General features: G+C 46.7%; 24 protein-coding genes. 21 read left to right on the forward strand and 3 right to left on the reverse strand.

What is annotated here, in order from left to right; translation table 11 throughout:
* The first annotated feature begins 21 nt into the window (after positions 1-21).
* The 15 genes from H9Q76_RS05710 (at position 22) to H9Q76_RS05780 (ending at position 15,986) form a co-directional block, all read left to right on the forward strand.
* On the forward strand, positions 22-768 hold the full coding sequence (locus H9Q76_RS05710; protein ID WP_117780690.1) for a 16S rRNA (uracil(1498)-N(3))-methyltransferase: 747 nt from the start codon (positions 22-24) through the stop codon (positions 766-768).
* A 48-nt stretch (positions 769-816) separates the two neighbouring features.
* The gene (locus H9Q76_RS05715; RefSeq protein WP_249321812.1) at positions 817-1,962 is read left to right on the forward strand and encodes a cysteine desulfurase family protein; all 1,146 of its coding nucleotides are present in this window, start codon (positions 817-819) and stop codon (positions 1,960-1,962) included.
* 77 nt (positions 1,963-2,039) lie between these two features.
* Positions 2,040-3,221 (forward strand): tRNA uracil 4-sulfurtransferase ThiI, encoded by a 1,182-nt coding sequence (gene thiI, locus H9Q76_RS05720; protein WP_021984340.1) that lies wholly within the window; start codon positions 2,040-2,042, stop codon positions 3,219-3,221.
* A 33-nt stretch (positions 3,222-3,254) separates the two neighbouring features.
* Entirely contained in the window at positions 3,255-4,151 is an 897-nt protein-coding gene (locus tag H9Q76_RS05725; RefSeq protein ID WP_249321813.1) for a DMT family transporter, read from the forward strand.
* Positions 4,141-5,082: a radical SAM protein gene (locus H9Q76_RS05730; protein WP_249321814.1), complete on the forward strand. Its 942-nt coding sequence runs from the start codon at positions 4,141-4,143 to the stop codon at positions 5,080-5,082. Before H9Q76_RS05725 ends, H9Q76_RS05730 begins: the two co-directional genes overlap by 11 nt.
* A 13-nt stretch (positions 5,083-5,095) precedes the next feature.
* Positions 5,096-7,237, forward strand: a complete 2,142-nt coding sequence (locus H9Q76_RS05735) for a Tex family protein (RefSeq protein ID WP_249321815.1) — start codon at positions 5,096-5,098, stop codon at positions 7,235-7,237.
* A gap of 149 nt (positions 7,238-7,386) precedes the next feature.
* Positions 7,387-7,572 carry a 50S ribosomal protein L28 gene (gene rpmB, locus H9Q76_RS05740; RefSeq protein ID WP_117780688.1) on the forward strand — a complete coding sequence of 62 codons (186 nt, stop codon included), beginning with the start codon at positions 7,387-7,389 and terminating at the stop codon, positions 7,570-7,572.
* A gap of 191 nt (positions 7,573-7,763) precedes the next feature.
* Positions 7,764-8,123: an Asp23/Gls24 family envelope stress response protein gene (locus H9Q76_RS05745; protein WP_021984344.1), complete on the forward strand. Its 360-nt coding sequence runs from the start codon at positions 7,764-7,766 to the stop codon at positions 8,121-8,123.
* Positions 8,124-8,149: 26 nt separating this feature from the next.
* Positions 8,150-9,817, forward strand: a complete 1,668-nt coding sequence (locus H9Q76_RS05750; protein WP_021984345.1) for a DAK2 domain-containing protein — start codon at positions 8,150-8,152, stop codon at positions 9,815-9,817.
* A gap of 98 nt (positions 9,818-9,915) precedes the next feature.
* Complete coding sequence (recG, locus tag H9Q76_RS05755) at positions 9,916-11,928, forward strand: ATP-dependent DNA helicase RecG (RefSeq protein WP_147352529.1); 2,013 nt, start codon at positions 9,916-9,918, stop codon at positions 11,926-11,928.
* A gap of 95 nt (positions 11,929-12,023) precedes the next feature.
* Positions 12,024-12,503: a hypothetical protein gene (locus H9Q76_RS05760; RefSeq protein ID WP_021984347.1), complete on the forward strand. Its 480-nt coding sequence runs from the start codon at positions 12,024-12,026 to the stop codon at positions 12,501-12,503.
* Positions 12,504-12,535: 32 nt separating this feature from the next.
* Positions 12,536-14,086: a cellulase family glycosylhydrolase gene (locus H9Q76_RS05765; RefSeq protein WP_021984348.1), complete on the forward strand. Its 1,551-nt coding sequence runs from the start codon at positions 12,536-12,538 to the stop codon at positions 14,084-14,086.
* A 61-nt stretch (positions 14,087-14,147) separates the two neighbouring features.
* Positions 14,148-14,702, forward strand: coding sequence for a 16S rRNA (guanine(966)-N(2))-methyltransferase RsmD (rsmD, locus tag H9Q76_RS05770; protein ID WP_249321816.1), 555 nt, complete (start codon positions 14,148-14,150; stop codon positions 14,700-14,702).
* The gene (gene coaD, locus H9Q76_RS05775) at positions 14,699-15,196 is read left to right on the forward strand and encodes a pantetheine-phosphate adenylyltransferase (protein ID WP_021984350.1); all 498 of its coding nucleotides are present in this window, start codon (positions 14,699-14,701) and stop codon (positions 15,194-15,196) included. The genes rsmD and coaD overlap by 4 nt, the downstream gene beginning before the upstream one ends.
* A gap of 13 nt (positions 15,197-15,209) precedes the next feature.
* Positions 15,210-15,986, forward strand: a complete 777-nt coding sequence (locus H9Q76_RS05780; RefSeq protein ID WP_021984351.1) for a hypothetical protein — start codon at positions 15,210-15,212, stop codon at positions 15,984-15,986.
* Here the strand turns inward: H9Q76_RS05780 and H9Q76_RS05785 are convergent.
* Both H9Q76_RS05785 and H9Q76_RS05790 read right to left on the reverse strand, forming a co-directional pair.
* Positions 15,975-16,931: a hypothetical protein gene (locus H9Q76_RS05785; RefSeq protein ID WP_249321817.1), complete on the reverse strand. Its 957-nt coding sequence runs from the start codon at positions 16,929-16,931 to the stop codon at positions 15,975-15,977. The genes H9Q76_RS05780 and H9Q76_RS05785 overlap by 12 nt on opposite strands.
* A gap of 49 nt (positions 16,932-16,980) precedes the next feature.
* Positions 16,981-18,216: a tRNA(Met) cytidine acetate ligase gene (locus H9Q76_RS05790; RefSeq protein ID WP_249321818.1), complete on the reverse strand. Its 1,236-nt coding sequence runs from the start codon at positions 18,214-18,216 to the stop codon at positions 16,981-16,983.
* A 158-nt stretch (positions 18,217-18,374) separates the two neighbouring features.
* Here H9Q76_RS05790 and H9Q76_RS05795 point away from each other — a divergent pair, with 158 nt between their 5' ends.
* The 4 genes from H9Q76_RS05795 to H9Q76_RS05810 all read left to right on the forward strand — a co-directional run bounded on the left by H9Q76_RS05795 (position 18,375) and on the right by H9Q76_RS05810 (position 21,973).
* Positions 18,375-19,313, forward strand: a complete 939-nt coding sequence (locus H9Q76_RS05795; RefSeq protein ID WP_118670878.1) for a DMT family transporter — start codon at positions 18,375-18,377, stop codon at positions 19,311-19,313.
* Positions 19,314-19,388: 75 nt separating this feature from the next.
* A complete protein-coding gene (locus H9Q76_RS05800; protein WP_195540773.1) occupies positions 19,389-20,261 on the forward strand; it encodes a DUF3737 family protein in 873 nt (290 codons plus the stop codon).
* 96 nt (positions 20,262-20,357) lie between these two features.
* Positions 20,358-21,515, forward strand: coding sequence for a MalY/PatB family protein (locus tag H9Q76_RS05805; protein WP_249321886.1), 1,158 nt, complete (start codon positions 20,358-20,360; stop codon positions 21,513-21,515).
* The gene (locus H9Q76_RS05810; protein ID WP_117780682.1) at positions 21,512-21,973 is read left to right on the forward strand and encodes an NUDIX hydrolase; all 462 of its coding nucleotides are present in this window, start codon (positions 21,512-21,514) and stop codon (positions 21,971-21,973) included. The genes H9Q76_RS05805 and H9Q76_RS05810 overlap by 4 nt, the downstream gene beginning before the upstream one ends.
* Here H9Q76_RS05810 and H9Q76_RS05815 read toward each other — a convergent pair.
* On the reverse strand, positions 21,959-23,284 hold the full coding sequence (locus H9Q76_RS05815; RefSeq protein WP_249321819.1) for an MATE family efflux transporter: 1,326 nt from the start codon (positions 23,282-23,284) through the stop codon (positions 21,959-21,961). The two genes, H9Q76_RS05810 and H9Q76_RS05815, sit on opposite strands and share 15 nt — an antisense overlap.
* A 380-nt stretch (positions 23,285-23,664) precedes the next feature.
* Between H9Q76_RS05815 and H9Q76_RS05820 the strand changes: the two genes are divergently transcribed.
* Together H9Q76_RS05820 and H9Q76_RS05825 are read left to right on the forward strand one after the other, a co-directional pair.
* Positions 23,665-24,705 carry a helix-turn-helix transcriptional regulator gene (locus H9Q76_RS05820; RefSeq protein WP_117780680.1) on the forward strand — a complete coding sequence of 347 codons (1,041 nt, stop codon included), beginning with the start codon at positions 23,665-23,667 and terminating at the stop codon, positions 24,703-24,705.
* Between the two features lie 291 nt (positions 24,706-24,996).
* Entirely contained in the window at positions 24,997-25,629 is a 633-nt protein-coding gene (locus H9Q76_RS05825) for a hypothetical protein (RefSeq protein WP_249321820.1), read from the forward strand.
* Positions 25,630-25,640 lie beyond the last annotated feature (11 nt).

Consider the following 25,640-nt stretch of genomic DNA (forward strand, 5'->3'; position numbering starts at 1 on the left):
AGCAGGAGGTAAATATTCGCTATGCCAAGGTTTTATGTGGAAGGATGTCAGGATGCACAGACTGGTATTACGATTATGGGAGAAGATGTGAACCATATAAAAAATGTATTGCGTTTGACAATCGGAGATACCATTACTGTGTGTGATGGTGCTGGAAAAGAGTATGAGTGTGAGATCGCGGAGATATCCAAAGAGCAGGTATATGCAAATATCGTAGATATCAATCAGAATGCAGCAGAACTTCCGTGTAATATCACATTGTTTCAGGGAATGCCAAAATCAGATAAAATGGAATTTATCATCCAGAAGGCGGTAGAACTTGGAGCAGCCGGGATTGTTCCGGTTATGATGAAACGGACTGTCGTGAAACTTGAAGATAAGAAGAAAGACAAAAAAAGAGAACGTTATCAGATGATTGCGGAGTCTGCGGCGAAACAGTCCGGACGAGGTATAATTCCTGAAGTCACCGGATTTATGTCATTTCGTGAAGCACTTCAATATGCAGGAAAGTTTGACCTGCTGATTGTACCGTATGAGAGTGCGGATGGAATTGCATACGCAAGGGAGATAATTGCACAGGCATCAAACCTTCCAGACGGCGCGAATATCGGAATTTTTATCGGACCGGAAGGTGGATTTGCAAAAGAAGAAATTGATGTAGCAAAGGAAGCTGGTGCGAAGATTATCACATTAGGAAACCGGATTTTGCGGACAGAGACTGCAGGGCTTGCAGTTTTATCTATTTTGATGTTCCAAATGGAGCAGTAGAGAAAATTAGAAATTTGTTCAGCACAGATTGATAGAAGGAAAAAAGTTATGGAATGTTATTTTGATAATGCAGCAACAACAGCTGTATTCCCAGAGGTAAAGGAACTGATGATGACACTGCTGGACGTGAATTATGGAAATCCATCGTCCCAGCACAAGAAGGGATTAACGGCGAAAGACTATGAGCGCACCGCGACAGAACAGGTCGCAAAGACGCTTAAATGTATGCCGAAGGAGATCGTATTTACATCCGGCGGCACAGAGGCAAATAACCTTGCTTTAATCGGAGCGGCACTGGCACACCGCCGTGCGGGCAAGCATATTATCACGACACCGATCGAGCATGCGTCAGTGCTTTCCACGGTGGAGTTCCTGCAGAAGGAAGGCTTCGAGATCAGTTTCATGGAAGTCGGTTCTGACGGAAAGGTAGATTTAGACAGCCTCTCGAAGCTGTTGCGTGACGATACGATATTAGTCAGCTGCATGTATGTAAATAATGAGATCGGAAGTATCCAGCCAATCGAGGCGCTTGTAAAGCTGGTAAAGGCGCACAATCCGCAGACACTTGTGCATGTCGATGCGGTACAGGCATATGGCAAATTAAAATTCACACCGAAGCAGCTCGGCGTGGATCTGCTCTCTGTGAGCGGGCATAAGATTCACGGACCGAAGGGAAGTGGAGCACTCTATATCAAGGACAAGACGTTGATCCGCCCGATCATTTACGGAGGTGGACAGCAGAATTTCATGCGTTCCGGTACGGAGAATCTACCGGGAATCGCAGGCATGGGACTTGCCGCAGAGATGATCTATACCGACCATGAGGCGAAGATGCAGCATGTACGCGAGGTGCGGGATTATCTAGTATCGGAGGTAACGAAGATCGAGGGTGTCTATGACCATTCCGGTGAGGCACCGCATATCGCGAGTATCAGCTTTGAAGGGGTGCGCGCTGCCGTTTTGATGCGTGCGATCGGCGATAAGGGTATCTATGTATCAGCAGGTTCTGCCTGTTCATCGAACAAACCACAGGTAAGCCATGTCCTGACCGCAATCGGATTGTCACAGGAGCAGTTGGAGTCGACACTCCGGTTCAGCTTCTGTGAGTGGAACACAAAGGAAGAAGTGGATTATTGCGTGGAAGTATTAAAGGAAACCCTTCCAATGCTGCGGCGCTATACACGGAAGAAATAATTGCTATTCCTCGTTATTTCTGTTATAGTGAAACGATGGAAATAAAACAACTATGGTAGTAGGAAATGAGGATTACGATGCAGTATAAGATGTTTTTGATCAAATATGCGGAGATCGGAACGAAAGGAAAGAATCGTTACGTCTTCGAGGAAATTATGTGCAAGCGTATGCGTGCACGCTTAAAGCCACTGGGCAAGTTTGAGGTACGCCGGGAATACGGACGTATTTTCGTCGAGGCGTTCTCGGATTACGATTACGAGGATGTCATGAAGGTACTCACAACGATCTTCGGTATCGTCGGTGTGTGCCCGGTCAAGGTTGTGGAGGAGTTGAGCTACGAGGCAATCTCCAAGGCAGTCGTTGCGCATGTGGCAGAAGAATATAACGATAAGCATTTTACATTCAAGGTAAATGCAAGAAGAAATAATAAGACATTTCCAAAGACTTCGATGGAGTTAAACTGTGATCTTGGAGCCGATCTTCTGGATGCCTATCCAGATATGACGGTCGACATTCATAAACCGGATGTATTCATCAACGTGGAAGTGCGAAATGTCACCTATATTTATTCCCAGATCATTCCGGGACCGGGCGGACTTCCGGTCGGCACGAACGGTAAGGGTATGACGCTTCTTTCCGGCGGTATCGACAGTCCGGTTGCGGCATATATGATTGCCAAGCGTGGTGTGGAGATCGAAGCGGTGTATTTCCATGCGCCACCATTTACAAGCGAGCAGGCGCGGACGAAGGTTATCGATCTTGCGAAGATTGTGTCGAAGTATTCAGGTGTGATCAAACTTCATGTGGTGCCGTTTACCGATGTGCAGCTTGCCATCTATGACAATTGTCCTCATGATGAACTGACGATCATCATGAAGCGGATCATGTATCAGATCGCGCAGGAGATCGCACTAAAAGAAGACTGCCAGTGCCTGATCACCGGAGAGAGTATCGGACAGGTATCGAGCCAGACGACACAGAGTCTGCTCGTCATCGACAGCGCAATCGATAAGCTTCCGGTATTCCGTCCATGTATCGGTATGGATAAGCAGGAGATCATTGATATCTCAGAGAAGATCGGAACGTATGAGACGTCCATTCTTCCATATGAAGACTGCTGTACAACATTTGTAGCACAGCATCCGGTGACAAAGCCGAAGATGGAGCAGATCTTAGAATCAGAGAAGGCACTTGTCGGTAAGATTGAGCCTCTGATCGCGAAGGCAGTCGAAGACGTCGAAATTGTATATTGTCGTTAATAAACAGGATAAATCAGGCAGGAAGTGAGAGACGTGGAAAAAAGTAAAAAGGGAATCGTATGTATTTTGTTATCTGCATTCTGCTTTTCTCTTATGAGCTTATTTATCCGGCTAGCCGGAGATGTGCCGACGATGCAGAAATGCTTCTTCCGGAATCTGGTTGCGATGCTTATCGCAATCGCTGCACTGGTGAAGGCACATCAGCCATTTCGAATCGGAAAGGGAAATCTGAAGTATCTGCTCTGTCGTGCCATCGGTGGTACGTGTGGATTGATCTGTAATTTTTATGCGGTCGATCATATTTCTATATCAGATGCTTCCATGCTCAATAAGCTGTCACCGTTTTTTGCGATTATCTGCTCGTTCTTCGTGTTGAAGGAGGTTGCGAGTAAGCTGGACTGGGTGACCGTAATTGCAGCATTCGTCGGAATGCTGCTTGTTGTGAAGCCGACGATGAGCATGGAGACAGTGCCGGCTCTGATCGGGGCACTCGGCGGATTTGGCGCCGGTTTTGCGTATACGTTTGTCAGAAAGCTTGGACAACGCGGAGAAAATAGTATGATTATCGTATTGTTCTTCTCCGCCTTTTCCTGTGCAGTGACATTGCCTTTTTTCGTGTTCCAATATCAGCCGATGAGCGGGCTTCAATGGCTGTTTCTGATCTGTACGGGAATTTCGGCTGCAGGAGGCCAGATCTTCATCACGAAGGCGTATTCGTATGCACCGGCAAGGGAAATCTCGGTGTATGATTTCTCTATTGTGCTTTTTACGGCATTATGGGGATTCCTGTTCTTAGATCAGATCCCGGATTACCTGAGCGTGATCGGATATGTGGTGATCATCGGAACGTCTGTGGTGAAGTGGTATATCACGATTGAACGGCCGCACAGACAGGAAATTCACAGGGAACATGAGTTAAATGATAGATAATACAGAGAATAGTCAGAGAAAGAATAAGATAGAAGATACAGAGCAGTCAGCCTGTACGCTTTGCCCGCGGGATTGTAAGAAAAATCGTGCGGACGGCGAGATCGGTGTCTGTGGAGAGACCGCTGCCATGCGGATCGGACGGGCTGCTCTGCATATGTGGGAGGAACCGTGTATTTCCGGAGAGAAAGGCTCCGGGGCGGTTTTTTTCACCGGGTGTCCGCTTCACTGCGTGTATTGCCAGAATTACGCAATCTCGGATGGCGGCACCGGCAGGCAGATCACAGTGGAAGCGCTTGTGCAGATATTTCGTGATTTAGAAGCACAGGGCGCGGCGAATATCAATCTGGTCACTGCGGATCATTTTATCCCGCAGGTGGCACAGGCAATCCGACAGGCAAAGGAGCAGGGCTTTTCCCTGCCATTTATCTATAATACAAGCAGTTATGTGCGGGTGGAAGCACTGCGCATGTTAGAAGGACTGGTGGATGTCTATCTGCCAGACATGAAATATATGGATGCGGATACGGCGGAGAGGTATTCCCATGCACCGGATTATCCGGTGGTGGCGAAGGCTGCGATTGCGGAGATGGTGCGCCAGTGTGGTGAGGTTGTCCTTGATGCGGAGGATGCGTATATAAGACGTGGCGTGATCGTACGGCATATGTTACTGCCAAAGCATCTGTTAGAAGCAGAGAAGATTATACGATATCTTTACGAGACGTATGGAAACCGGATCTATATCAGTATGATGAGCCAGTACACACCGGTTGGTGATATCGGGGTAAGGTTCCCGGAGCTTGCAGATAAAGTTCGCCGGAAATCGTACCGCAAACTGCTTGATTATGCAGTGAACTTAGGCGTGGAGCAGGCGTTTTATCAGGAAGGGGAAGTGGCAAAAGAAAGCTTCATCCCGGAATTTTATAAGGAATAACAGGAGAGACAACATGGATATATTACAGGTAATCGCAGATGAATTGCAGATTAAAAAAGGTCAGGTAGAAAAGTCGGTTGAACTGATCGACGAGGGTGCTACGATTCCTTTTATCGCAAGATACCGGAAGGAAGTGACCGGCTCCTTAAATGATGAGCAGTTACGTGCGCTGTCTGAGCGTCTTGTGTATCTGCGGAACTTAGAGGAGAAGAAAGCGTCCGTACTTGCAACGATCGAGGAGCAGGGCAAGCTGACAGACGAATTAAAGAGACAGATCGAAGCAGTAATGACGATGGTAGCATTGGAGGATCTGTACCGTCCATACCGTCCAAAGCGTCGGACAAGAGCGACAATCGCCAAGGAGAAGGGCTTGGAACCACTTGCAGAGATCTTACGTGCACAGGCAACAACAAGGACGATCGAGGAAGAGGCAACCGCTTTTGTTGATGCAGAAAAAGGCGTGGAAAGCGTACAGGATGCCATCGACGGAGCCAAGGATATTCTCGCAGAAGTGTATGCGGATGATGCGGATTACCGGACGAAGCTTCGTGCGATGACAAAGGAGAGCGGAAGCCTTGTAGCAAAGGCGAAGGACCAGGAAGCAGATTCGGTCTATGAGATGTATTATGATTTCTCAGAGCCAATCAAAAAGCTGGTTGGACACCGGATTTTAGCAATCAATCGTGGCGAGGCAGAGAAATTTCTGACAGTGAAGATCGAGGCACCAAGACAGGAAATTTTACTCTGGCTTGTAAAGCAGATTATCGGAAATATGAAGCATGATAGTGCAAGCTATCTCTATGAGGCAATTATAGACAGTTATGACCGTCTGATCGCGCCTTCCATCGAGCGTGAAATACGGAATGAACTGACAGAGAAGGCAGAGGAGGGCGCCATCGGCGTATTCGGCAAGAACCTCCATCAGCTTTTGATGCAGCCGCCGATCTCCGGACAGGTTGTACTTGGCTGGGATCCGGGATTTGCACACGGAAGCAAGCTGGCAGTTGTCGATGAGACCGGAAAAGTGCTTGATACCGTCATTATCTACCCGACAAAGGGACAGAAAAACTATGATGCGGCGAAGCAGGTGTTGAAGAAGCTGATCGCAAAATATCATGTGACACTTATTTCTCTCGGAAATGGTACCGCAAGCCGGGAGTCGGAAGCGATGATCGTCGAGCTGATGAAGGAACTGAACGTGGACTTAAAATATGTCATCACGGATGAGGCGGGCGCATCGATTTATTCTGCAAGCAAGGAAGCAACCGAGGAATTCCCGGATTTCGATGAGTGGCAGAGAAGTGCGGCAAGTATTGCAAGAAGAATTCAGGATCCGCTCGCAGAGCTAGTGAAGATCGATCCGAAATCCATCGGTGTCGGACAGTACCAGCATGACATGAACCAGAAGAATCTTGGCAATGCCCTTAACAATGTTGTGGAAGATTGTGTAAACTCAGTCGGAATTGATTTGAATACAGCCAGCCCGGCATTGCTTTCGTATGTGTCCGGTATCAATAAGACACTGGCAAAATCAATCGTGTCATACCGCGAGACAAATGGCAGCTTCAAGAACCGTAAGGAGCTTTTGAAGGTGCCGAAGCTTGGACCAAAGGCATACGAGCAGTGTGCCGGTTTCCTGCGTATCCATGGCGGAAGCGAAGCACTGGATGCGACAAGCGTTCATCCGGAAAGCTACGAGGCAACCAAGGCTTTGATGGAGAAAATCGGTGTTTCCGAGGATGATATCAAGCATGGCGGCATGAAAGGCATCAGCAAGAAAACAAAGGATACGAAGAAGCTTGCGGAAGAGCTTGGAATCGGTGAACCGACGCTTGTCGATATCGTGAAGGAACTGGAGAAGCCGGGCAGAGATCCGCGAGAGGAGATGCCAAAGCCGATCCTTCGAAGCGATGTACTGGAGATGAAAGATTTAAAACCGGGTATGGAGCTGAAAGGAACGGTGCGGAATGTGATCGACTTTGGTGCGTTTGTCGATATCGGTGTGCATCAGGATGGACTCGTGCATATTTCCCGGATGTCAGACAAATACATCAAGCATCCGCTGGAGGTTGTATCGGTTGGAGATATCGTGGATGTGACGGTGATGAGTGTCGATCTGGACAAGCATCGGATACAGTTATCTATGATAAAATAGGGTGAAATAGAAAAATTTCAAAAAAAATCAAAAAATATGAAAATTTTTCTTGCATATTGAAAAGTTATTTGGTAAAATAGCCTATGTTGTGAGCCCGCAAAGAAGAAATATGCAGGCAGGGCTTAATATTTGTCAAGGAGGTGCTAACGGTGGCAAAGTGTAGTATTTGTGAAAAAGGAGCTCATTTCGGTAACAATGTGAGCCATTCTCATAGAAGATCAAACAGAATGTGGAAATCAAACATCAAGTCTGTGAAGGCAGTAGTTAACGGTACTCCTAAGAAGATTTATGTTTGCACACAGTGCTTGAAGTCTGGTAAGGTTGAGAGAGCCTAAGCAGATGGTAAAAAACAGCATATTAGTATGCTGTTTTTTTTATGCCGTCCGTTGATACGCAGAGATGACAAATAAATAGAATTGCATAGCAGGTAAAAGTTGCTAAATCCTGTTAAAAAGGGTATAATGTCACTATATGACTTTAAACAGCCGGAATCAGTCTGGCTTATTACGGAAACGGAGGTAAACGCATGAAGGGTTATTTATCGAATGAAAACGGTGAAATCATTATAGAGAATGAAGTTATTGCCCAGTATGCCGGACACGCTGCATTGGAGTGCTTCGGTATTGTTGGTATGGCAACCATCAGCATGAAGGATGGTATTGCGAAGCTTTTGAAGGGCGACAGTATCAGCAAGGGTGTCAATGTAGTCATCGGTGAGAACAATGAGCTGTCTATTGATTTTCACATCATTGTGGCATATGGTGTCAGCATTTCGACGGTATGTGACAATCTGATCAGTACCGTACAGTATTCCATCGAAGAGATGACAGGTATGAAGGTGAAGGCAATCAACATCTTTGTTGAGGGCGTTCGTGTGATAGATTAATAACATAGATCAGGAGGACAGACAAAGTGGCTACAAAGGTAATTGATGCCCAGTTGTTACAGAAAGCATTTATTGCTGGCGCATACAACTTAGAGAGAAATAAAGATTATATCAACGAATTGAACGTATTCCCAGTGCCGGATGGCGATACAGGTTCCAATATGTCACTTACGATCATGGCGGCAGCCAGAGAGGTAAGTGCACTGGAGAACCCATCGATGGATGAGCTTTCCAAGAAGATTTCCAGCGGTTCCCTGCGTGGAGCAAGAGGAAATTCCGGTGTTATCTTATCCCAGCTTCTGCGTGGCTTCTGCAAGGAGATCAAGGGCAAGAAGCAGATTACAGTATCGGTACTTGCAGATGGTTTCGTACGTGCCGTAGAGACGGCATATAAGGCAGTTATGAAGCCAAAGGAAGGTACAATCCTGACTGTGGCAAAGGGCGTCGCAGAGAAGGCAGTGGAGCTTTCTGAGATGGACATGGATTTCGAGACACTCGGACAGGAGATTCTCGATCATGGTAACGAAGTGTTAAAGCAGACACCAGAGCTGTTGCCAGTATTAAAGGAAGCAGGCGTGGTTGATTCTGGCGGACAGGGACTGATGGAGTTTCTGACTGGCGCTTACAATGGCCTGACAGGAAAAGAAGAGATCAAAGAGCCGGTGACATCCGGCGGTGCAGCGAAGGCACAGACGATGTCTTCGGAAGAGATTGATACATCCCATATCAAATATGGTTACTGTACAGAGTTTATCATTATGCTCGAGAAGGAATACAATGCAGAAATCGAGGCAAAGTTCAAGGAGTTCTTAACTTCAATCGGTGATTCTCTCGTTGTTGTATCGGATGATGAGATCGTGAAGGTACATGTGCATACGAATCATCCGGGACTTGCGTTTGAGAAAGGTCTGGAGTATGGTTCCCTTACAAGCATGAAGGTTGACAATATGCGTGAGGAGCATAAAGAAAAGGTCATTCATGAGCAGGATCGCAAGAAGGCTGCCGAGCAGGAAGCTGCGAAGGAAGAGCCGAAGAAGCCATTTGGGTTTGTGGCAGTTTCCGTCGGAGAAGGCTTGAATGATATCTTCAAGGATCTCGGTGTCGATCATATCATTGAGGGTGGACAGACGATGAATCCAAGTACGGAGGATGTGTTAGACGCAATCTCCAAGGTAAATGCAGAAACTGTATTTGTATTCCCGAATAACAAGAATATTATCTTAGCAGCCAATCAGGCAGCCGAGATTGAGGAAGAGAAACAGGTGATTGTGATTCCAACCAAGACGATTCCACAGGGTATCAGTGCGCTCATTTCGTTTGATGAGACAGCAACTGCCGAGGCAAATCAGGCTGGCATGGAAGATGCGATTACTGCAGTGAAGAGTGGACAGGTTACCTATGCCGTGCGTGATACTTCCATCGATGGCAAGGAGATCAAGACCGGCGATTATATGGGTATCGACGATGCAGGTATTCAGGCAGTTGGACAGGATATCACAGAGGTGGTAAAGGATCTGATTGGTGCGATGGCAGATGAGGATTCCGAGCTTCTGAGCATCTACTACGGCAGCGATGTCGAGGAGGAGAAGGCAAATGCACTGGTAGAAGCTGTGCAGGCAGCGTATCCGGACTTTGAAGTCGAAGCGCATGCAGGCGGACAGCCAATCTACTATTACATTTTGTCTCTGGAATAAAGTGAATCAACGAAATTGTCGGAAAACAATTTCATGTATAAATCCTGACAGAACGTGTGTTTTGTCAGGATTTTGTTGTAGAAGATGGAAAGAAAAATATGAGAAAAGAAGACAGTATCCAGACAATTAAAGGCATTGGAGAGAAAACGGCAGAAAGCTTTGCGCGGCTTGGTATTTTTACGATCGATGATCTGCTGCATACATATCCTCGTAACTATCTAAGCTACGAGGAACCGGTGTGTATCCGGGATGCAGCAGTTGGCGAGCGGCATGCGATCCGGGCGATGATCACCTCTTATGTGACTGTCAAGCAGGTGCGGAGTCTGAAGCTTACAATCCTGACGGTCAGTGACGGTGATATGACGATGCATATGACATGGTTTAATCAGCCATTTTTAAGAAATGTGTTCCACAAGGGGGATTCGTATATCTTCGTTGGAACGGTCAAAGTAAAAAATGGCATGCGTGTCATGGAGCAGGCAGAGTATTATAAACTTCCGGTGTATGCCGGGATGCAGCAGGAAATGCAGCCGGTTTATCCGCTTACGAGCGGACTTTCGAACAAGACATTCCAGAAAGCCATCATGGCAACACGGGAGCTGATTTGTCAGATGGACGATTATGTACCGGAGGAGGTACGGGCAGAGCACAGTCTGATGGAATTATCGGAGGCGTATGAGAACATTCATTTTCCGATGAATCAGGCTGTCTTAAAAAATGCGATCCGCAGACTTGCTTTTGACGAGTTTTATCAGTTCCTCTATGATATGGCATCCATGAAGAAGACAACGCAGTTACAGGAGAATCTGCATAAGATCGTACAGGGCAAGGCAGTTGCGGATTACATATCGAATCTTCCGTTTTCCCTTACAAAGGGGCAACAGCAGGCAATCGAGGATATCTTAGCAGATATGGGTGGCGATGGTGTGATGAACCGCCTGATCCAGGGAGATGTTGGATCGGGAAAGACGGTCGTTGCGGCTGCAGCTCTGCTTGCCTGTGCGAAGGCTGGGTATCAGGGTGCGCTCATGGCACCGACGGAGGTGCTTGCGCGACAGCATTACGAGGAGTTGGCGGAGCAGTTTGCACAGTATGATATCCGCACGGCATGTCTCGTTGGCTCGACTCCACTGAAAGAGAAGCGGAGAATTTACGAAGCAATCCAGCAGGGGGAAGTCGATATTGTGATCGGTACGCATGCGCTGCTGGAAGATAAGGTGGAATTCAAAGATCTGGCACTGGTTGTAACCGATGAACAGCACCGGTTCGGCGTCAACCAGCGAAAGAAATTATCAGACAAAGGGTATGGTGTTCATACGCTTGTCATGTCTGCGACACCGATTCCGCGGACGCTTGCCATTATCTTATATGCAGATATGGATATCTCGATCATCAAAGAGTTACCAAAGGGCAGAAAACCGATCAAAAACTGTGTGGTTGGCACGAATTACCGCCAGACGGCATATCAGTTTATCGCCGGACAGATCGCCGAGCACAGTCAGATCTATGTGGTCTGTCCGATGGTGGAAGAAAGCGAGACGCTCGACGTGACGAATGTCACAGAATATGTGGATACGATGCGGGCAAATTTACCTGCAGGCACACGGATTGAGATGCTGCACGGACAGATGCGGGCAGATGAGAAAAATGAGATCATGAAACGGTTTTCGGAAGGTGAGATTGACGTGCTTGTATCGACAACGGTTATCGAGGTGGGCGTCAACAATCCGAATGCAACCGTGATGATGGTGGAAAATGCAGAGCGGTTTGGACTGGCACAGCTGCATCAGCTGAGGGGCAGAGTCGGACGTGGAAAGAAGCAGTCGTATTGTATCTTCATCAATGGGAAAGAATCCGAAGAATCAATGGAACGTCTGCGCGTGCTGGAAAATTCCAACGATGGATTCTTTATCGCAAGTGAAGACCTGAAACTCCGAGGACCGGGAGATTTCTTTGGAATCCGACAGAGCGGCGATGCATTGTTTGAGCTTGCGGATATCTACAATCATGCGGATATGCTGCAGCTTGCACAGGACATGCTCAAAAAATACGGAAAGACGATACAGCCGGTCCGCAGAAACCGGGGAGGAATCTCTGAGACCGTGTTATAGAAAAAACGCCAGATTTCCTATGAAAACGGTTGCCGAAAAGGGCAAAAAAGCATATAATAGGCACGTGTTTAATTAAATAAGATAAGAGGAATGACATGAAAGTAAAAGTAGGGTATATTACACGCTGGAGAAGAGCCATTTTCTTTACTCTGGTGGCATGTATTGTTGTATTTGGACTGGTATCTACCGTATGTGCGAAGCTGATCGAAGCGGCACTTGTTTCGAATATGGTAAGTGTTGCGGCACTGCTTCTGTGCATCGTTGTATTTGTGCTTGTATTGAGTGACAAATGGGAACGCTTTGAGGGCGAAGGAATCGCCGCGATTGAGAACGGGGAATTTACATATCATGATAAGAAGCGCCATATCGAGATTGCGATGGATGATATAAAAAGTGTAGATATCAAACCGATTACACTTGGACAGACAAGCAAGACGAATCTTGCGTATCTGCTCGTGATCAAGACGAATAAGAAGAAATATCAGATTGAGTCGGAGCGCGCCAGAGGACAGGCATACGATGAGGTTGACCTGCACCGATTATATATCTGGATACAGGAAAAACGTACAAAGTAAGAGGGTTACAGGGGAAGGAATCAGGTGAAGCAATGAAGAAAAATAATAATAAGGTATGGATTGCGGTGATCGCAGTGCTGGTTGTCGTGATCGCGGCATTGATCGTAGTGCTGGTGCGCAGAAAACCGAAGGATGACGTCGAGAAGGTAACCTCCGAGGAGGCAATCCAGACGGAGACAGAGGCAACGCCGGAGACAGCCTCGGATGCGACAGAAGCGGCAACAACAGAGGCGCAGGCGACACAGGATTGTTTTGTCAAAGTGACCAACAGCAATTCGTGGGAGAGTGCAAACGGATACAGCGGACAGCTCGATTCAACGATCACGAACAAGACAAGCGGTGCACTGAAAAACTGGGAGATTCGGATGACGGTGCCAGATAAGACGACATTAGATAGCTCATGGAATGGAACATTCAAGCTGGATGGAACGACATTATCGGTAAAGTGTGTGGATTACAATGCAGAGGTTCCAGCAAACGGCAATCTGAAGGATATCGGCGTCATCGTAACTGTGCCTTCACAGGCAGATCTGAAGGCCATCTGTGACAGCGCCGTGCTGTATGTAGATGGAAAAGAATACAAAGGAAGCAGTGCGTCTTCAACAACAGAGGCAACGGAGGCAAAGGAAGAGACGAAGCCGAAGGAAAAGACAGAGCCGGAGAGCGGTACCCCAGTTGACAATCATGGCAAGCTTACATTGAAGGGAACGGATATTGTTGATAAAAATGGAGACAAATATCAGTTAAAGGGTGTCAGTACACATGGTATCGCGTGGTTCCCGGAATATGTGAATCAGGATGCGTTCCAGAGTCTGCGTGATGATATGGGTGCAAATCTGATTCGTATCGCGATGTATTCCGGTGAAAATAACGGATATTGCACCGGTGGTGACCAGAAGCAGTTAAAGGAATTGGTGAAAACGGGTGTGGATGCAGCAACGAACCTTGGTATGTATGTTATTATCGACTGGCATGTATTAGGTGACCAGAATCCACAGACCTATAAAGAAGAGGCAAAGGCATTTTTTGAAGAAATGTCTTCTCTGTATAAAGATTATGATAATGTGATTTATGAAATCTGTAATGAGCCAAATGGTGGAACGACATGGGCAGACGTAAAATCCTATGCGGAAGAGGTGATTCCGATTATCCGCAAGAATACGAAGGATGCCCTGATCATCGTAGGAACACCAACATGGTCACAGGATGTAGATATTGCGGCAGAAGATCCTGTTACCGGATATGACAATATCATGTATGCCGTTCATTTCTATGCGGCAACACATACGGATAACATCCGGAACAAAGTGACAACGGCGCTTTCCAAAGGACTGCCGATCTTTGTCAGTGAATTTTCCATCTGCGATGCATCTGGAAATGGTGCGATTGATTACGATCAGGCAGCAAAATGGTTTGATCTGATTGATTCCAACAATCTGTCTTATGCCGCATGGAACTTATCGAACAAGGCAGAGACGTCATCCTTGATTGATTCGTCCTGTACAAAGACATCTGGCTGGACAGACGAGGATTATTCTGAGACAGGAAAATGGCTCAAAAAGCAGATGCATGGAGAAAACTGATCAGGATGAACATGGCATATAGTCCAGGCATTCTAAAATAAATAGTAAAAGGAAGAAGAATATGCGTGTAATAGCTGGAACGGCACGTAGTCTGCCGTTAAAAACGATAGAAGGTCTGGAGACGCGACCGACGACAGACCGGATCAAAGAGACATTATTTAATATGCTGACCGGGTATGTGCCGCAGGCAAAATTCTTGGATTTATTTGCAGGAAGCGGCGGCATCGGAATTGAAGCGCTGTCCCGTGGGGCAGAGAGCTGTACCTTTGTCGAGCAGGCAAAAAATGCAGCCGCATGTATCGAGGATAACCTGAAATTCACGAAGCTTGCAGATAAGGCACAGGTGCGGAAGTTTGATGCGGTAAGTTTTGTCTCATCCCTGCCGGAAATTGATTATGATGTGATCTTTATGGATCCTCCATATAGCAAGGGACTGGAGCGCAGAGTATTAGAGGTGCTTTCCACAAAGAAATTTACGACAGATACCCTGATTGTAGTGGAAGCCGCATTGGACGAGGATTTCTCGTATGTGGATGCACTTGGATTTGAAATAACAAAAGATAAGCATTATAAGACGAACAAGCATATCTTTTTGATGCAGAAGGAGAACGTATGAGCATAGCAGTTTACCCGGGCAGCTTTGATCCGGTTACGCTTGGACATCTGGATATCATTCGCAGATCAGCGGCGATATTCGACCATGTAATTGTCGGAGTTTTGAATAATACATCGAAAAAACCATTGTTTTCTTTGGAAGAACGTGTTAATATGTTGAAAGATGTAGTTTCCGAGATTGAAAATGTATCGGTAGAATCGTTTGACGGTTTGCTGGTGGACTTCGTCCGTCAGAAGAATACGAACGTGATCATCCGGGGACTTCGTGCCTTAACAGATTTTGATTTAGAGATGCAGATGGCACAGAGCAACCGCATGGTTGCCAAGGATGTCGACACTGTGTTTTTGTCGACAAGCACGCAGTACTCGTATCTGAGTTCCAGCGTGGTAAAGGAATATGCAAGGTATGGTGTTGACCTGACTGAATTTGTTCCCGCGTGCATTATTCCCAAATTAATCGAGCGAATGAATGAGTTGGATATAAAGAGGTCATAGGAGGATTCTTAAGATGGGTAAAAAAGGCGTTGAAAGTATGATCGAGGAGATCAAGGTATACATTGAAAATTGTAAGCCAATGCCATTGTCACAGACAAAGATTTCAGTACAGAAGCCAGAGCTTCTCTCTATGTTGGATGAATTAGAGTTAAAGCTTCCAGGCGAGATTGAACGTTGTAAGAAGATTATGCGTAACAAGGAAATGATTCTTGCCGATGCAAGAACCCGTTCCGATGCGATTATCACAGAGTCAGTCAATGAAGCAAATCGTATGATTGAACAGAACGAGATCACACGTCTTGCCAACATTCGTGCAGACGAGATTCTGGAGAATGCCAGAAATCAGGCACAGCAGATCGTAGATCAAGCTTCTGAGGAAGCAAATGAGATCCGTCTGGGTGCAATGTATTATACAAAGGACAAGCTTACAGAAATGCGTGATATCTTCCAGAAGATTCATGACATGGAGAAGGAAAATTACCGTGTTCTGATCGAGTCTCTGGAGAACGATACGTATGTGATCGAGACAAATATGACAGAGATGGATACGAACATCAATATGTTCACTGCTTCTTCTAACATGTCTTATGAGGAGACGGATGATCTTGACAGCGCATTCTCAAATGAGCCAGCTCCAGCTCCGGCACCACAGCCAGCTCCAAGCTATCAGGAGGAAGCCGCTGAGGATGAGGAAGAGCCAGAAGAGGACGATGACGATGTCGACGTATACGGCGAGCGTGACGAGGAAGAGGATGACGACGATGATTTTGATGATTTCTTAGACGAGTAAGAGATACATTGCAAAACCAGTCATACATCCACAGATACATTTGACAACGAAATAATAAATCATGGACAGCCCGGATTTTTTCGTGACCTGTAAGGTTTGGAGAAAGGCAGAGATGCCGCCAAACGAGGTACACGCAAGAATCAGGGCTGTTTTGCTTGCAAGGGGAAATGCACTTGCGGCAAGCACGGTGCTTCCCTGAGTGATCTCGAGTATGCCGCACAGGACGGTCGATACATCCTGTGGCAGGCCCGGGATGGCGCAGACAAGTGCAAACAGGATGGAACAGATCATGATGTACAGACCGACATAGGTGATCTGAATGACGGATTGTAACAGCAGATCGTTTGTCTGCATGGATATGGCTTGCTGAGATACACCTTTCTGGGGATATTTATAGGTATGTACAGATGGGGGTGATAAATGACTGGTAATGGCAGCTTCTTTGGATGCAGGATGCAGTTTGGAGAATGCGGATGCATATTTATGTTTCTTGATCACATGAAAAACAAGAAATACGATGGATGTGACAAGCACATACGGCACATAGAGAATTACAAGCAGAAACCAGAACGGAAACCGATCCTGCAGCACAGTGTGACCGATATAGCCGGACAGAAACATTGGACTGATGTTATTACACAGAGGGAGCAGTATCGTGGCGGTGGATGGCTTGATATAGCCTTCCTTCGTGAAGTCGGAAGCCATCTTTGCACCGAGCGGATAGCCACATAGAAGTCCGAGCAGGAATAAGACAGGAATCGCATAGGCGGCGCCTGTTTTTTTCGTGCGGATTTTCAGGACGAAGAGGTTTGATAAGAGCATAAAGGGAAGAAGCAGGGGCAGGACATCGTGAAACCAGAGCATAAGTCCGGCACGTGCCCCGGTGACTACGACCTGATTTTCCCCGATGAGTGTCAGAAGAAAAATAATCAGACAAAATAGCATAGAAAAACTCCCATATCTTCCATAATAAAATGTATGAACGTGGAAGGTGTTATAGAACCGGGAGTTTTCTTGTATAATCGTTCGGAAGTGTGATGCCGTAATGATTATAGTAGATGCAGTTGTAAAGTTCAGTTGCACGCAGATCGTATTGCCACATGGTGCGTGCGAGTTCTGTGTCAATGGCAGGATAGGCGGAAAGTATAGTGTCAAAATCAGCTTTCTTCGTGATGACTGGAATCATAGATGATTCATGTAGCTGCCGGATCAAGCTGCTGGATTCCTTTTTCAGCGCCAGTATATTTGCATAACATGCATAGCCGGATCCGATAAACTTCTGCCGGTCGGACTCGGTATAGCCAAGCAGCAGATGCAGGAGCGCCCGGGCGATGCGGCTTCTTGTGATGTCCTTCGTCTTTAACTGCTCGACAAGCACTTCATAGTCGATTGGATATGGGGCATGCTGCAGTTTATCCGCAAGTGCCGGGGAGATATCACAGATATCCGAAAGCTCCGGTTCCCGAAGTCTGCAAGCCTGTACGAAAGGTGTCAGCATTGCATCCGACAGATAGGTGTGGTCGGGTGTCTCCATGCGCAAATAGGTTGCCGGTGGAACCTGTGCGGCAAGTGCTGAAAAGTCCGTTCCTTTCGCAAGGGCTGTCCGGATGGCAGTTGCCGAGCTGATCTGTGCCTGTAGATCGGTATCGTGATAGTCATTTGAAATCCGTTTGATAAAGATTGGTCTGATATTGGCATGTAGCTTCTTAATCGCGCACAGATAGGAGAGCGCGAGCGTATTGTTTGGTGCCTTAAGAAGCGCGGCTGCCGAATCTCCGCAGATTGCGGCGATTGCAGTCTGTCTCGCTCTCGGGTAGGAAACTCCGACTTTTAATGCCTGCTTTAAGGCAAGCTGATAGTTCTCCGGTTCCTCGGTCAGAAACTCTGCCACCTGTTCAAATACGTCCGGTTCTGCCTCTTCAACGCCAAACGCCAGATAGTCAATCGCATGAAGGTTCTTTAAGATTGCGACAGCACCATCCGCAAAATCTCCGGCACTTCCGGTCGCATACACAAACGGAAGCTCTAAGCACAGGTCAAATCCATCCGCAACCGCCATTTCCGCGCGTGTGTATTTGTCCCACAGGGCGATACTGCCACGCTGCAAGAAATTTCCGCTCATCAGCGCAATTGCGTGGTCGGCATGCGAAAGAGACATCGCTTCCTCGAAGAGATAGTGATGTCCGTTGTGATATGGATGAAATTCTGCTATGACTGCTACGTTACTCATATCGTTATTATACCAATCCGGTTAGGATTCATCAAGGCTTGCCGGCTGGGATTTGGTGGAAACTTATTTTGGTTGGCATTTTTTTAACTATGATATATAATATGGAATCGTTGATGATATAGGACATTGACATTCAGGGATAAAATGGAGAATAGACGATGAAGAACGAACAAGAAAAAACAGAATGGATGCAGAAACCGGTTGTAGTATGGCTTGGTGCGATGCTTTGCTGCTTCCTGTGGGGAAGCGCATTTCCGTGTATCAAGATCGGTTATAAGCTGTGGGAGATCAATTCTCTGGATACGGCATCGCAAATTTTATTTGCGGGTATGCGTTTTTTGCTTGCGGGCATACTGGCAATCGTGCTCGGAAGTATGCTTGAGCGGCGGTTTTTGAAACCGGAGCAGGGCGCAGCAGGGAAGATTCTGTGGTTGTCGCTTCTGCAGACAGTCGCACAGTATATGTTCTTCTATATCGGACTGGCACATACAAGCGGCGTGAAGGCGTCGATTATAGAGGCAGTCAATGTGTTTGTCGCAATCCTTGTATCGGGGTGTCTGTTCCGGCAGGAGACGATCCATGCCAGACAGATGATCGGCTGTCTGATCGGATTTGCGGGTGTAGTGCTGATTAACTTAAATGGCGTAGACTTCCATATGCAGGCAAATGGAGAGGGCTTTATCCTGTTATCGACGATTGCCTACGCATTTTCATCCGTGTTCCTGAAGCGATATTCTGCAAAGCATAATCCGGTGATGCTTTCCGGCTATCAGTTCATCGTGGGTGGCATTATTTTGATCCTGTGTGGCCTGCTGCTTGGCGGACGGATGGGTGCGGTATCAGCATCCGCTATCGGAATTCTTGTGTATCTGGCGTTTGTGTCCGCCGTTGCCTACTCGCTGTGGGGACTGCTCTTAAAATACAATCCGGTATCGAAGGTGGCAGTGTTCGGATTCATGAATCCGGTGTTCGGTGTGATCTTATCCGCATGGCTGTTGGATGAGCGGGAGCAGGCATTTGGTGTACTGAGCATAATTTCGCTTGCACTTGTCTGTGTGGGAATCTATATTGTCAATAAAAGAAATGAGAATTGTTAATTTGCTCTTGACCTAAAGGTAGGTGTAGGTGGTATAACGTAAGAGAACAATTATAGATACAGGAGATGAAACAAGATGGAAAAGCAGATCAGACAGACATATTTCGAGGGCGAACGCCCATTGTTTGGTGCGGAGCATCTGTCCATTCAAGATACGATTTTCGGGGAAGGAGAATCCCCGCTTAAGGAGAGCCGTGATATTTCGTTGGAAGGGAGCATTTTCCAGTGGAAATATCCGCTCTGGTACAGTAAGAATATTGCGGTGAAAGACGGCACATGGGCGGAAATGGCGCGTGCCGGTGTCTGGTACACCGATGATATGACAGTCGAGCGCGCGCTGATCGAGGCACCGAAGAATTTCCGGCGCTGTCGCAGACTGACGCTCAAAGAAGTTGCCCTTCCAAATGCTTTAGAGACATTGTGGCACTGTACAGATGTGACACTCGATCACGTGATGGCAAAGGGCGATTATTTCGCGATGGACTGCGAGAACATGAAGATTCAGGACTTCCAGCTTGCGGGAAATTATTCGTTCGATGGAGCAAAAAATGTGGAGATCCACAATGCGAAGCTGCTCTCGAAGGATGCATTCTGGAACAGTGAGAATGTGACTGTCTATGATTCGGTGATTTCCGGCGAATATCTGGGCTGGAATTCGAAGAATCTGACACTGATTAACTGTACGATCGAGAGCCTGCAGGGCATGTGTTATATTGAGAATCTTGTGATGAAGAACTGCAAGCTGGTCAACACAACGCTTGCGTTTGAGTATTCGACGGTCGATGTGGAGATACAGGGCGGTATCGACAGCGTAATCAATCCGACGTCCGGTGTGCTACGGGCAGATTCGATTGGAACGCTCATCATGGAGAAGGAGCGGGTGAACCCTGCAGATACAGAGATTATCTGTAAAGAGATCAAAGAGACGAGGGATCATGCTCCGAAGTAAGATTAAGGCTATAATGAAGCAGGTTGATGTGTACGTAGGTCATCACGCTATCGCGAGGTGACAAATGATATGAATGTTGCAGATGGAGAAGACGTTATGGCATATGATTTTGATAAAATAGTAGATCGTTCCAATACGAATTCCATGAAATGGAACGTGGCAGAAGGCGAACTTCCGATGTGGGTAGCGGATATGGATTTCGAGACAGCACCGGCAATTATGGAAGCAATCAGCAAGCGCGCGAGGCACGGTTGTTTCGGCTATACAGAGGTGCCGGATGCATGGTATCAGGCGTATATCGACTGGTGGAAGATACGCCATGATTTTACAATGGAGAAGGACTGGCTGATGTTTTGTACCGGTGTTGTACCGGCGATTTCGTCAATCGTGCGGAAGCTGACAACACCTGCCGAGAAAGTGCTGGTGCAGACGCCGGTGTACAATATATTTTTCAATTCGATTCTGAATAATGGCAGACAGGTATTGGAAAGTCCGCTTGTATTCGACGGAAATGCATATCATATTGATTTTGAAGACTTGGAAAAGAAACTCGCAGATCCGCAGACGATGTTGATGATTCTCTGTAACCCACACAATCCGATTGGAAAGATCTGGGACAAAGCAACACTGGAACGAATTGGTGCTTTGTGCGCGAAGCATCATGTAATCGTGCTTTCAGATGAGATTCACTGTGATCTGACCGATCCGGGACGTGGATATATTCCGTTTGCATCGGTGTCCGATATCTGCCGGGATAACAGTATTACCTGTATAGCTCCGACGAAGACATTCAATCTGGCAGGTTTGCAGACGGCAGCCATCTCTGTACCGAATCCGGTGATTCGCCATAAGGTATGGCGTGGGATCAACACTGATGAAGTTGCAGAGCCGAATGCATTTGCGGTTGACGCGGCAATCGCGGCATTTACCAAGGGCGCAGACTGGCTAGATGCGCTCCGTGCCTATATCTACGAGAACAAGCAATATGCAGTTCAGTATGTGAAGGAACAGATACCGGAGGTGGAGATTCTTTCTTCGGAGGCAACCTACCTGTTATGGATCTACTGCAAGGATCTTCCGGGAAATTCGCGCGAAATCGCACACCGCATCCGCAAGAAGACGGGATTGTTCCTGTCCGCCGGAAGCGGATTCTCCGGGGATGGGGACCGATTCCTGCGACTGAATATCGCCTGTCCAAGAGCGTTGTTAAAAGACGGTATGGAGCGGTTGAAACGTGGGGTGGAATCACTATGAGAATGACAACATTATGTTATATCGAGCAGGATGGGAAATACCTCATGCTGCATCGGACGAAGAAAAAGAAAGATATCAATAAGGATAAATGGATCGGTGTCGGCGGACATGCCGAGGAGGGCGAAGGACCGGAAGAATGTCTGCTTCGCGAAGTGAAGGAAGAGACAGGGCTGACACTTACGTCGTACCGGTTCCGCGGGCTGATTACATTTATCAGCAACGAGTGTGAGCCAGAGCTGATGTGCCTGTTCACGGCAGACGGATTTACCGGAGAGCTGATCACCTGCAATGAGGGGGATCTGGTCTGGGTGGATAAAACACAGGTGCCGGAGCTTCCGACCTGGAGCGGAGACGCCATATTCCTGAAGCAGATCCTGTCAGACGATCCAAGGTTTTTCACACTGCGGCTTGTGTATGTGGGCGATACGCTGGTGGAACACCGGTTACAATTTTATTAGGCGGTAAATCACATACGCTGCAACCGCGGAGATGGTCTCTGTGGCCGGGAATGCCCAGAAGACTCCATTGGCACCGAGGACGCGGCTTAAAACAAAGGCAGCAGGTATCATGACAACGGCATAACGCGACAACGAAATCAGCAGGGACGCCATTCCCTTTTGCAGGGCTTCGAGCGCACCGCAACAGGTGACCGAAACTGCCGAGATGATAAATCCGATGCATATGATCGTGAGTGCCTTGACACCGATCTCAACCGTCGTCTCATTGTCGGTGAAAAGTCCGATCATCTGTCCCGGTATGAGCAGGGAAAGCAGCACACCGACCGCCATCACACCGGCGGTCAGACAGAGTGTAGTCCGGAAGATCTGCCGGACACGTTTCTTCTCGCCGGCACCGTAGTTGAAGCTGATGATCGGTCGAATACCCTGGATGATTCCGTTTGCAGACAGGTAAATAAATGTCTGCAGCTTATAATAAGCCCCAAGCACGAGGACGTATTTCTCCGAAAATGCTGTCAGGATACCGTTCAGACAGGAGATCATGAGCGACGGCAGCGCCATGTTCAGGGAAGCCGGAATGCCGACGGCGTATAGATTCCCAAGCAATGCCTTGTTAAACGACAGGTTCTTACGCTTGAAGGACAGCGGCAACGGACGGAAGATGCAGAATAGCACATAGACAAGTAATGTGATCGTCTGTCCGATTCCGGTTGCGTAAGCGGCTCCCGCCATCCCCATCTTCGGAAATGGTCCGATGCCGAAGATCATCAGCGGATCGAGTACGATGTTGGAGATAAAGCCGCACATCATACTGAGCATGGAAACCTTCATTCTGCCGACCGACTGGAAGATCTTCTCCAGCGAGATTCCAAGCATGATGATGACCGAGAACACGAATACGTGGTTGGCGTAGGTAAGTCCCATCTCGATGATTGCTTCATCCTTCGTATAAAGTCTCAGAAAATGCGGCATACCGGCCATACAGGCAACCATCAGAATGATTCCGTGGATCACACTTAAGAACATGCCTGTGACCGCTGCCTCGTCCGCTTTCTCCTGATCCTTCGCACCAAGACAAAATGCAATTCTTGCATTCATCGCGATACCGAATCCAACCGCAATCGCAGTCATCAGATTCTGCAGCGGATATACAAGCGAGATTGCAGTCATGGCATCTTCACTGATCTTCGCCACAAAATAGCTGTCGACGATGTTGTATAGGGAATTGATTGCCATGGAAATAACCATCGGCAATGACATCGAGATAACCAACGGTAAAATCGGTTTTTCTTTCATAAAATTCTGGTTCATGTTTTTCACTCCTGTGTAATTGTTGTGTATATCACCCTGCCTGCGGGCAGGGCAAACCCGTCTGCCGGGCAGGACAAGAAGAATTGTCTTGCATAAAAAAGCCACACAGCAAATATACTGTGTGGCGAAAAAAGAATTCTCTTAAAAAATCCACTCCCGTAAAGGGTTTTGGTATGTGATTGCGTGTCCGGTATGATTCCGGACACTTTCTGTATTCTAACGGGTGGGAGGATATTTGTCAAGTGGGGAGAGATAGATGCTGATCTGAATTTCCAGCTATCACTTTTTGCTATTTTAGTGTAAAATAAGATAAACACAAAGCTGATGCAGGTAACGGCTTGGAAGAGTCATAGATTATACTATAAGAAGGGGATAACACGATGGATAACACATCAGAACAGAAAACAGAAAATCAGGAAAAAAAGAAGATTGTCCGGGGACCAAGACTCAACCAGAAACTAAAAATCATGTATCTGATGAAGATTCTGCTCGAAGAGACAGACGAAGATCATGACCTGACACTGAACGAAATCGTTGAGAAACTGAAAGCATACAATGTCACAGCAGAGCGGAAGAGCCTGTACAGTGATATCGAGAATCTGCGAACGTTTGGTCTGGATATCATAGGTATGCAATATGGCAAGACCTACCATTATAAGGTTGCAAGCCGGCAATTCCAGCTTGTCGAGCTGAAACTTCTCGTAGATGCGGTGCAGTCCTCCAGATTCATCACAGAGAAGAAATCCGACGAGCTGATCGCGAAGCTTGAGAGCTACGCAAGCAAATACGAGGCGAAGAAGCTGGCACGTCAGGTCAATGTAAATGGACGCGTGAAGACGATGAACGAACGCATCTATTACAGCGTGGATAAGATTCACGAGGCGTTAAATGAGGAGAGCCAGATCAAATTCCAATATTTCACATGGACGGCAGATAAGAAGATGGAATTGAAGCATGGCGGGGCTTACTATAGTGTCAGCCCGTGGGCGCTGTGCTGGGATGACGAGAAATACTATCTGGTAGGATATGACAATAGAGAATACAAGATCAAACATTTCCGCGTCGATAAGATGGCAGACGTGTCTGTGGTCTATGAGGAGCGGGAAGGAAAAGAGGAATTCTCGAAAATGCAGATGTCGGAGTACACGAACAGGCTTTTCGGCATGTTCGATGGCAATTTGGAAACAGTAACGCTTCTGTGTGAGAACCATGCTGCAAATGTGATTATTGACCGTTTCGGAACCGATATTCCGCTCATGAAGACCGACGCAGAACATTTCACAGTCCGGGTACGGGTCTCCGTCAGCAAATTGTTCCTTAGCTGGATCATGGCAATCCCGGGAGTGAAGATCGTGGCTCCCGAGCGCACGGTAGATATGATGAAATCAGAGATTAAGCGGCTGCAGGAAATGTATCTGTAAGAGAGGGATGGGGAGTCAATGATTAAACTGTAAGTATAATGACAGACAAATAATGCTGTGGTATCCTGTTAACAACGAAGAAACAGACATGCCCGTATAGTTAAATGGATAGAATAATCGGCTACGACATTCTGTAATATCTTTTCGATTTCAGATTTAACTTTCCAAGTTGCACTCATAATTTGTTTCGCGAAGAATTCAATATTGCAAGACCATATTTATGACAGTTGTTTTTGGTAGGCTGTGGGGATAAAGAATGGTATACCAGATCAAAAGAGGGGGGGATACAATATGTTAGTTGTAATTAGTGATCGAAATAAGGAGAAAAAAATAATATATCATTTGCCGGAATGCAAATATGCAAAGATGATAAAAACGGAGAACAGATTTGTAATCAGTTCAGAACAGGCATCGAAAAGGAAACTTTGTGCGTGCCAATATTGTTCCGGACTGCGTGGAATAATGAGAGTCTACAAAGATATATTGGCTAAGTGGGAGACAAAATATGATATTTCAATTACATATGATAAGAATTCGGATAGGATATATGTAAAGACAGACATCGGTTTTTGGAGAATATATTTAAGAAACGACGATAATCAATATTTATTATTTCATCGTAATAAATACGATTCTTCAATTCCTTATGAGGTAGCGATATCTGGGAATTATCATAGGCAGAAGGATGTAAAAGCAACGCAGTCATTGCAGAAAATCATAGAGTATATAGCAGCGCATGATAAAGCCAAAATGATTATCGCTGACGATTATCACAATCTTCCAAGAAAAACAAAAAGACAGAAAAAATATTACAAAATAGCTAAGAAAAAAGCCGCCAGAAAACAAGCAAAAAGGATGGATATGCTATTTGCCAAGGTAGAGCAGGAATTACATGGAAATGGGAAAAAGGCATGTGGTTTGTAAAAATGCCGTCA

The organism is Wujia chipingensis (assembly GCF_014337155.1).
GTDB classification, from domain to species: Bacteria; Bacillota; Clostridia; order Lachnospirales; family Lachnospiraceae; genus Coprococcus_C; species Coprococcus_C hominis.